General features: G+C 44.3%; 8 protein-coding genes. 6 read left to right on the plus strand and 2 right to left on the minus strand.

Annotation, left to right across the window (positions count from 1 at the left end):
- From F6K49_RS30790 to F6K49_RS30805, 4 genes are all read left to right on the plus strand, one after another.
- Window positions 1-121: photosystem II reaction center protein K (locus tag F6K49_RS30790; RefSeq protein WP_293102757.1), on the plus strand; the 121-nt coding region annotated here is incomplete at its 5' end.
- Window positions 122-973: 852 nt separating this feature from the next.
- Window positions 974-3,370 carry a CHASE2 domain-containing serine/threonine-protein kinase gene (locus tag F6K49_RS30795; protein ID WP_293102750.1) on the plus strand — a complete coding sequence of 799 codons (2,397 nt, stop codon included), beginning with the start codon at window positions 974-976 and terminating at the stop codon, window positions 3,368-3,370.
- A 581-nt stretch (window positions 3,371-3,951) separates the two neighbouring features.
- The gene (locus tag F6K49_RS30800) at window positions 3,952-4,614 is read left to right on the plus strand and encodes a YggS family pyridoxal phosphate-dependent enzyme (protein ID WP_293024349.1); all 663 of its coding nucleotides are present in this window, start codon (window positions 3,952-3,954) and stop codon (window positions 4,612-4,614) included.
- Between the two features lie 198 nt (window positions 4,615-4,812).
- Complete coding sequence (locus F6K49_RS30805; RefSeq protein ID WP_293072094.1) at window positions 4,813-5,859, plus strand: calcium-binding protein; 1,047 nt, start codon at window positions 4,813-4,815, stop codon at window positions 5,857-5,859.
- A gap of 131 nt (window positions 5,860-5,990) precedes the next feature.
- On the opposite strand, the gene F6K49_RS30810 is transcribed toward F6K49_RS30805, so the two are convergent.
- Window positions 5,991-6,992, minus strand: a complete 1,002-nt coding sequence (locus F6K49_RS30810; protein WP_075903476.1) for a 2-hydroxyacid dehydrogenase — start codon at window positions 6,990-6,992, stop codon at window positions 5,991-5,993.
- Window positions 6,993-7,524: 532 nt separating this feature from the next.
- Here F6K49_RS30810 and gap point away from each other — a divergent pair.
- Both gap and F6K49_RS30820 read left to right on the plus strand, forming a co-directional pair.
- Complete coding sequence (gene gap / locus F6K49_RS30815) at window positions 7,525-8,541, plus strand: type I glyceraldehyde-3-phosphate dehydrogenase (RefSeq protein WP_293102754.1); 1,017 nt, start codon at window positions 7,525-7,527, stop codon at window positions 8,539-8,541.
- A gap of 106 nt (window positions 8,542-8,647) precedes the next feature.
- The gene (locus tag F6K49_RS30820) at window positions 8,648-8,785 is read left to right on the plus strand and encodes a hypothetical protein (protein ID WP_293024342.1); all 138 of its coding nucleotides are present in this window, start codon (window positions 8,648-8,650) and stop codon (window positions 8,783-8,785) included.
- 20 nt (window positions 8,786-8,805) lie between these two features.
- Here the strand turns inward: F6K49_RS30820 and F6K49_RS30825 are convergent.
- A partial coding sequence (locus F6K49_RS30825) for a hypothetical protein (protein WP_366514252.1) occupies window positions 8,806-9,709 on the minus strand: 904 nt, incomplete at its 5' end.

Consider the following 9,709-nt stretch of genomic DNA (forward strand, 5'->3'; position numbering starts at 1 on the left):
GTTAGGAACATTACCCGAAGCTTACTCTATTTTTGGTCCAGTGGTGGACGTTCTACCAGTCATCCCTGTGTTCTTCTTGCTGCTAGCCTTTGTCTGGCAAGCCGCCGTGGGTTTCCGGTAAACTTCTGCCCCGCTAGAAAACCTGTTTGGCTCTAGGGGTTGGTTTTATGGATAAATATTGACAAATTTAGACATATCTCCCAAAAATCTCGCTAGTTGTGTCAGAAGGGAGTAGTACAAACCCAACGGATGAATCCGGGGGTGAGTAACCTCAATACCTGACCAACGTTTGTCTCTGATAAAGACTACGTAATCAATAAGCCCTACGATTCATCCTACCTATGAACCACTTAGGTCATGGTGGGATGATCAGTTGGCAGGGTTGATGATGGTGTAGATTAGTAGTGCGCCTGTAGGAAATATCAACCAGGGATTGAACCGAATAGTGTGGATAAAGCAATCAAAAACAGGAACGTTCGTAGTAGGGTATCCTGTGAGTAGTAAAGCTTGCCGATATCTGGGATAAATACTATCCACTGATGGTTGATATAAAATACAGGAAGCTGTTTGTATAGGCTAAGTGCAAATTTTTGCCGTCAAAACTGTCAATGTGGAATTACCCAAGATATTAGTCAGGTGGGCATCAACAATTGGGATAAGGGTGGTTGACCACGGCGAACTTGAAGACAAATTTAATATGCTCCGATTGATAGCTTGACAGAATAATCACGACTTGCTTCCTAAGCAAAAAAAAGCAAAATGGTAGTGTAAGCAACTTCGCTTCCATTGCTTCTGCTCAATCGATTAAATCGATCGGGAAAATATTCAGAGCAACCTTTCGGACTTAGATCAGGGCTAAGAATCAAGGAATGAGTCACTACTCTACAGGGTGATTAAACTGTTAATCGTATGATTAATAGAATCATCAAGGGTGAACATCAAGGGTGATTATTTCTAGTGATAATGATTATATATGAGTGCTCAGCTGGTAAAAGTGGCCACAGAAGAGTCACCAAACAACTCAAAACTTAGCCCCCAGGCGGAAAATCCCTCCCCCCCGCCCCCAAAACCGACGAAAGCTTGGTCGCGGCTGAAACGCTTGGGGGAATATGTTGGGATAAATCCAGCATTGATAGGGAGTTTGGCCGTAACTGGTTTAATGCTAGGGTCTAAGCACCTAGGAATGTTGCAGTTTTTTGAGTTAAAGGCTTTCGACCGGATGATAGAGCTGCGACCAGCTTTACCACCGGATGACCGCCTCTTAGTAGTAGAGGTGACTGAGCCAGATTTAAAAGGCACAACAGCTCCAGGAGGGTCTTCAATCAAAGATGCTGTAATGTATGAGGTATTACAGAAGCTGGAGCAACATCAACCCGCTGTCATTGGTGTCGATATCTTTCGAGACAGTCCAGTAGAACCGGGTCATGGCGAATTTTCTGAACTACTGCAAAGTAGCGATCGCATAATTCCAATTTGCTATCGGGGTCAATCAGAAGCATCCAGTGTTGCAGCCCCCCCAAACATTTCTCAGCATCGTGTAGGCTTTGTTAATCTACTTGAAGATCCCGATGGAATCGTCCGGCGGGCTCCATTATTTTTTGACAATACCAGTGATAATACCAGCATCGTGGGTTGCACCACCAGATTATCATTCGGCTTTCAGTTAGCCCGAAGCTATTTGGAACAGCGGGGAATCAAGCCCGAAAACATCTCCCGAAAACAGATCAAGCTAGGAAAAACAGTCTATAACAAGATATCTCCTACTGCTGGAGGTTACCAAAAGGGGGATACGGGAGGCTACCAAATTTTATTGAATTACCGCTCTGCTGATCACCTTGCCGATACCGTTACCTTAACTAAGGTTCTGAATGAGGAGATTGAACCAGACTTGGTCAAAGACCGGATTGTCCTAATCGGTATGAATGCTCCTAGTATCAAAGATGATGACTTCTTAACACCCTACAGTTTTGCTCAAAAAGAAAGCAAGCATATGCAAGGAGTCATGATACATGGTCAAATCGTGAGTCAACTGCTCAGTGGCGCACTTGGAGAGGGAAGAGGACAGTTTTGGTTTTGGTCTGAGTGGACAGAAGGCTTGTGGATTTGGGGTTGGACACTAATAGGGGGCGTGTTAGTTGGGGTAAGCCGCAACACTCGACAGTTAGTACTGTCTGAGAGTATTGCTTTAGGTATTTTGGTAGGAACATCCTACCTGCTATTTCTCAACTCAGGATGGATACCTGTCGTGGCACCTGCGTTGGCATTAATCCTTTCGGGTACTGGTGTAATGACTTACACCGGTTACAAGGCTAAACAGGAGAGTATAAAAGCAGAGCAAGAGCGCCGCAAAATTGAAGCAAAAGCTCAAGAACAGGAACAGAACTTAGCCTTGTTACAGGCGTTGTTGAAAGAAAAAAACGAAACCATCTCCAGCACTAACACCAAAACTATACCGATACCACAAACCGATTTATCTCAAGAAGATGCCACAGCAATTTGGAACCCAACAGCAGGTGCAGACCCTGATGGCACATCGGTAGAGTACCGACCCGAACATAACCTCCTAGCTGGACGCTACCAAACCAAGCGTGTTCTCGGTTCGGGTGGGTTTGGTCTAGTCCATCTAGCAGAAGATACTCAGCGACCTGGTTCACCCCAGTGTGTGGTCAAGCAATTGAAACCAGCTCGTAGCGATCCGCAATTCTTGAAAATTGCCAGACGCCTATTCCGCACTGAAGCAGAAATATTAGAAATCTTGGGTAATCATTTAAAGATTCCTAGACTACTAGCTTATTTTGAAGAAGATCAAGTATTTTACTTAGTGGAAGAATATATTCCCGGTCAGTCCCTTAGTGACGAATTGCCAGTAGATAAACGGCTTGGAGTGAAGGAAGTCGCAGATATACTGAAAGATATTTTAGAAATTCTCGTCTTTATCCACAAATACGGCGTCATCCACCGGGATATCAAACCTGGCAATATTATCCGTCGTCAAACTGATGGTCAACTGGTACTAATTGACTTCGGAGCAGTTAAACAGATTAAAAGCCCAGAGCAAAGTGAGGAAAAAAATGATACGGTTGCCATTGGCTCTCGTGGTTATGCCCCACCAGAGCAATTAGCGGGACACCCCAGTTTCAATAGTGATATTTATGCTTTAGGTATGATTGGGATTCAAGGATTAACTGGAATTCGTCCCTATCATTTGCCCATTTCCCCAGAAACTGGTGAAGTGATCTGGCGCAACCTGGCAGATGTACCTGAAGAATTTGCCCAAATTATAGAAAAGATGGTAAGCTATCATTTCGCTGACAGATACCAGTCAGCTGAGGTAATCCTGCAAGATTTCTCCAAAGTGATTGGTGGGTGAAGTATCCCAACAAGATCCGCTGAAGTTGGGGCTTCCAACTGGCGTCACAAGGACGGTCTTATTCGTCTTTCGGCAAAGCCGACGCTTCGCGAACAGGATTTCCCGTTTCATCCGCCGATGCCACGTTGGGTACTTCCGCGTACACAGAAAGTCCAGAACTGAATCTGGTGATGGTCTTACTCAGCGTCCACAGGCAGCTGCCCGTCTTCCACAGGCAGTAATTCTTTTTTTGCCGCTTGGTTTTCGCGGTTTATAACTGGTGTTCCAGTCGATTATGTCTCATGACATCTTGCGCTTGCCTTTTCGGTTCGCTTAGCGTCGGCGAAACCCGAAACGCTGTGGCGAACGGTGGTCGAGTTCGTTCACGCGCTTTGACTACATCTCTTATCCACCTAGCTCAACTATTATCAGCCCATGCCTGACCATGTAAACCTAAGCGAGTTATTTTCATAATAGCATATAATCAATCGTTCGGCTATCCATCCCCACCTTCAAAGTTGGATGGGGAATTTCGCCGATTTTTGTTAAAGCCATGGAGGAAAAAGCCAAGAGGGAAGACTATGGAAAAAATACCTTTAACTATGACTACACCTATTACTGATAATATCCAGCAGATTCGTCAACAGTTAAAGCCTAATGTCCGTTTAATTGCAGTTAGCAAAACCGTATCTGTAGACAAAATGCGGGAAGCCTATGGTGCTGGAATTCGGGATTTTGGAGAAAATCGCTTGCAAGAGGCTTGTGCTAAGCAGGAACAGTTACAAGATTTAGAGGGTATTTCCTGGCATTTTATCGGTCACTTACAAAAGAATAAAGCCAAACTTGCTGTTCAAACAATGGACTGGATCCATTCCGTTGATGATTTAAAGTTAGCCCAGAGTTTAAATCGGCGGGCGAATGAGTTAAATAAACGACCTAAGGTTTGTTTACAAATTAAGATTTTGCCCGATCCTAATAAATATGGTTGGTCTGTTGAGCAGTTATTAGAAACGTTACCAGAATTAGAAGCTTGCGATTCCTTAGATATTCAAGGGTTAATGACGATTCTTCCCTTGGGGTTATCGGAATATGAAATTTTTGATGCATTTGTAGAAGTTGCTAAATTCAAGGAACAGCTTAATCAAACAACTCAGTTAAACTTAAAAGAAGTATCAATGGGAATGTCGGGAGATTATTTGCAGGCTATTAAAGCAGGAGCAACGATGATTCGCCTAGGGAGCAAGATTTTCGGCAAACGTCAATAATTCTTGAGCATTTTTAACGGTATTTTGCCGTGCGACCCCGCTCGGGTTTCCCGACAAGCGTGAACGCGCAGCAAGAAATCGGTCAAATTGGCCAAATACTGCCAATTTGGCTAGCTTTACCATACCTAAGACCAGACAATAAAGGAGGTCGGAGTTGGATAGGAATAGGTGATCGAATAAATGTTTAACTTGAATTTCGTGGGGTTGGAAACAAATACTACAAATACTAGTGTAATTCTCATAGGTGGCAGTGGCAACGATACTCTCAACGGTGGCTCACAGGATGATACCCTCAAAGGTAGAGCTGGGGATGATATTCTCAATGGTCGAGGGGGTAATGACCGTCTTGAAGGGGAGGAGGATTCAGATGTTCTCAACGGTGGAGAGGGCAATGATACCCTGATTGGTGGCTCAGGGAATGATGTCCTTACTGGTGGACCTGGTCCTAGCTTTGGCTTGAGTTTGTTTGAGGTTAAACAGACATCTGATCATGATTTCCTCGACGGTGGCACAGGAAATGACACGCTCAACGGAGCAGATGGTAATGATACCCTAAAAGGCGGAGCTGGTGATGATTCCCTTTTAGGTGATGTTCGTAGGCGTTTGACTGGAATTCCCATAAACTATAATCCAGGTAGTGACATCCTTGATGGTGGAGACGGCAATGACATCCTCGAAGGTGGTGGTAGCAGTGATACTCTCATTGGTGGAACTGGCCATGATACCCTGATTGGTGATGGTGATGAGCAAAATGTCTTTGGTGGCGGGAATGATTATCTAATTGGTGGCAATGGTGATGATTCTCTAGTAGGTGGGGAAGGAAGGGATACCCTTACTGGTGGTCACGGAGCTGATATCTTTAAATTCACATTTACAAATCGTCCATTACCGATCTTCCCGCCTTCAATGCCTCCATCACAACCGCTACAACCTTCAACGGGAATCAACATAACTGATAGTTTTCTATTATCGAGTAACTCTGACTCGGAAGTGCCACGACCTGAAAGCGGAATTGACAGGATTACAGATTTCAATGTCCAAGAGGGAGATAGGATTGAAATTGATAGTTTTGGAGAACTTGATATTGATAAAATCTCCTACAATAAAACTACAGGTGCTCTGTCTTTTGAAGAGCAACAATTTGCTCAACTACAAGCAGGTCTTAATTTCAGTCCAGAGCAGCATATTGATTTACAAGTCTTCCCTCCTCGTTCCTTTGTTCCCCCTCCTCCTAGTGCGTTTTAGGCCAATTTAGTAATTGGTAATTAAGATTTTAGTAATTAGATTAGAATTACCAATTACTAAAATCTTAATTAAATTTTGCCGAGGTCACCCCTTGAGAAGATTTGGTATTCAACCTGACTTGATATTATTCCCTATTCCCTATTAATAATAATTTTATTCGGACAAGGAACACCTTTCTCAAAGTTAGTAATATTAGATAGTGTAGTTTCAGCAATGTTATCGAGGGCATTTTCAGTGAAGAAAGCTTGATGAGCAGTAATAATTACATTAGGAAACGTGAGTAAACGTTCAAAAATATCATCTTGAATGACTTCATTAGACAAATCCTCAAAAAACAAGGCAGATTCTTGCTCATAGACATCCAGAGCGAGATAGCCAATTTTCTTAGACTTGAGCGCACCAATAATGGCTTTGGTATCAATCAATCCCCCTCGGCTAGTATTAATTAGCATCACACCTGGTTTCATCTGCTCTAGAGCTTCGGAATTAATCAGATGATAGTTTTCAGGAGTTAAGGGACAGTGTAGCGTGATAATATCAGAGATAGCAAAGAGTTCAGCTAGCTCTACATACTTGACCCCCAAAGCTTGACACTCCGGGTTTGGATAAGGATCATATGCCACTAATTGACACCCCATACCAGTGAGAATTTGGGCTACGATAACACCAATTTTACCAGTTCCCACGATGCCTACAGTTCGACCATGCATATCGAATCCCAAGAGTCCATCTAGGGAAAAATTTCCTTCTCGTACTCGAGAATAAGCACGATGTATCTTGCGATTCAGGGCTAGCATTAAGCCAATCGTATGTTCAGCGATCGCATAGGGGGAGTAAGCGGGAACACGCACTACTGTCATGTCCAATTCTGTCGCTTTTGTGACATCCACATTATTAAAACCAGCACAGCGTAGAGCAATCAGACGAGTTCCCTGTTGCGCCAGCTTTTCCAACACTTGTCCGTTGAGGGAATCATTGACAAAAACGCATACTGCTGGACATCCTGATGCCAAAATAGTCGTTTGAGTATCGAGGTGCGGTTCAAAAAAAGTTAATTCATGACCGTATTGGGAATTAACAGCTTCCAGAAACTGTCGGTCGTAGACTTTGGTACTAAAGACAGCGACTTTCATAGAGGTAATGCCAAAACCAGCTTAATTAAATTGTAGATAAAAATTTAAAGAGTAGGTTTAAAGAAAAGGTTAATTTTATGGCAAGCATTTAACATTCAGCTCTCAGGGGTCATGTCAATGCTTACCTTCTCTTTTATTTCTTTGAAGTTTAACACAGAGCAGTGGTAGAGATTGACACCAATTACCACAGTCTTAAATTAAGTTAAAGGATTAACAAATAATGAGTAGAGTGAGCTATAAACAATAGCTTGGATGCCTAGCAAAAATCATTGAGTCACATCTGGTTGCTTTGCAATCCGTTCATGATAGTTTTGATGCTCCCAGCTGTCAACAATAAAGGAAGAATTAATCTTCCCGATTGGATGACATTGTCTTGATGCAGAGCGGGAGTGGGGGTTTTACTCAAGACCGTAATGGTGCGTTTTCCGTAGGCGAATTAAATTCGCCACGGGTCGCACCTCTGCATCGCTGGATGAGGATTCTTAATTATCCACAAACGTAAATTTGTAAACCTCTTAAAGGAGATTTGTCCATGGCAACTGTCAAAGTGGGTATCAATGGATTTGGTCGTATCGGACGACTCGTATTCCGTGCTGCCCTCAACTACCCAGAAATCGAAGTGCTGGGCATTAATGACCTAGTTCCACCACAGACTATCGCCTATTTACTCAAATACGACTCAACCCATGGTCGTTTCAAGGGTACCGTAGAAGCTGAAGCTGATGGAATTGTGGTCAATGGCAAGAAAATCCCCTGTGTCTCAATTAAAAACCCAGAGGAGCTGCCTTGGACGAAACTCGGTGTGGAATATGTAGTAGAATCTACTGGTCTATTTACCACCTATGATGGGGCATCTAAGCATTTAGAAGCGGGAGCGAAGCGGGTGGTAATCTCTGCTCCTACTAAAAACCCTGATTTGGTTCCCACCCTGTTGATGGGTGTCAATCACGATACCTATGACCCGGGTATTGATACTATCGTTTCCAATGCCAGTTGCACAACTAACTGTCTTGCTCCCATTGCTAAAGTGATTAATGACAATTTTGGGCTAGCGGAAGGGTTAATGACTACGGTCCATGCCATGACTGCTACCCAGCCAACGGTAGATGGTCCAAGTAAGAAAGACTTTCGGGGCGGGCGAAGTGCTGCTCAGAACATTATCCCCGCTTCTACGGGTGCGGCCAAAGCTGTAACGCTAGTGTTACCGGAACTGAAAGGTAAACTTACCGGCATGGCATTACGGGTACCAACACCGGATGTATCAGTGGTAGATTTGACCTTCAGGACTCAAAAGGCAACCAGCTACCCAGAGATTTGTGCAGCAATGAAAGCAGCCTCAGTTGGGGCGATGAAAGGAATTTTGGGCTATACAGAGGAGCCAGTGGTGTCCACCGATTTTCAAGGGGATCCTCATTCAAGCATTTTCGATGCTGGAGCGGGAATGGAACTTAATTCTAATTTCTTTAAAGTTGTCTGTTGGTACGACAATGAGTGGGGTTACTCTAACCGCATGATTGACCTGATGTTATCTATGGCAGCTAAAGGTTAGGTCGCCCGTAGCAGCTAGCGCAGGGAAAGGAAAAATCACTAACTACTTTCCCTGACTAGAAACTGGAGAAGGGGAAGAGGCAGAACAGACTCGAAGATACCCCAAGTTGGGAAAGACCAAACTTTCTCGTATCCCAGAAATAGTAAAGCAGATGCGATTCGGCGTTCGCGCAGCGTGGCCTACGGCCACAGCCGACGCTACGCGATTGACCGTAGGTCACGCGGGGCGCGAACGCATCTGCTGACTCGGTTTGAGATTAATAAATTATTGGTGATTAAGTAAAGGAAAGTATTTTCCTTGCCGATACTCCCAAGTGATGCCCTCGGGATCCCGAGAGCGACTCCACTGGCTGAAGTTTGGGTCAGTGCGCATCCTCTTGAGTAACCTGTCCCCACAACGGAAGCGATCGCAGAGCTTTTTGACACTGTAGGGTTCTAGTGAAATCCCCTGGGATGACCCATTAGTGGTGGGAGTAGTATCCTCTATTTCAGGTTCAAAGGTGTCTGATGATTCTTGATTAACCTGATTAAGCTGATCAACTAAAGGAAAGTATTTTCCTTGCCGATACTCCCAAGAGATGCCCTCTGGATCCCGAGAGCGACTCCACTGGCTAAAGTTTGGTTCAGTGCGCATCCTCTTGAGTAACCTGTCCCCACAACGGAAGCGATCGCACATCTGTTTGACACTGTAGGGTTCTACTGAAATACCCTGGGATGACCCATTAGTGGTGGCAGTAGTCTCCTGTATGTCAGGTTCAAAGGTTTCTGATGATTCTTGATGAACCTGATTAACCTGATCAACTAAAGGAAAATATTTTCCTTGCCGATACTCCCAAGTGATGCCCTCGGGATCCCGAGAGCGACTCCACTGGCTGAAGTTTGGCTCAGTGCGCATCCTCTTGAGTAACCTGTCCCCGCAACGGAAGCGATCGCACATCTGTTTGACACTGTAGGGTTCTACTGAAAAACCCTGGGATGACCCATTAGTCGTGGGGGTAGTCTCCTCTATTTCAGGTTCAAAGGTGTTTGATGATTCTTGATCAACCTGATTAACCTGATCAACTAAAGGAAAATATTTTCCTTGCCGATACTCCCAAGTGATGCCCTCGGGATCCCGAGAGCGACTCCACTGGCTGAAGTTTGGCTCAGTGCGCATCCTCTTGAGTAAC

The organism is Moorena sp. SIO3I6 (genome assembly GCF_010672095.1).

What these genes read in the sequence shown, in the direction of transcription:
- gap (WP_293102754.1), top strand. Translation starts at nt 7,525, where the DNA reads ATGGCAACTGTCAAAGTGGGTATCAATGGATTTGGTCGTATCGGACGA.
- F6K49_RS30810 (WP_075903476.1), bottom strand. Translation starts at nt 6,992, where the DNA reads ATGAAAGTCGCTGTCTTTAGTACCAAAGTCTACGACCGACAGTTTCTG.
- F6K49_RS30800 (WP_293024349.1), top strand. Translation starts at nt 3,952, where the DNA reads ATGACTACACCTATTACTGATAATATCCAGCAGATTCGTCAACAGTTA.
- F6K49_RS30795 (WP_293102750.1), top strand. Translation starts at nt 974, where the DNA reads ATGAGTGCTCAGCTGGTAAAAGTGGCCACAGAAGAGTCACCAAACAAC.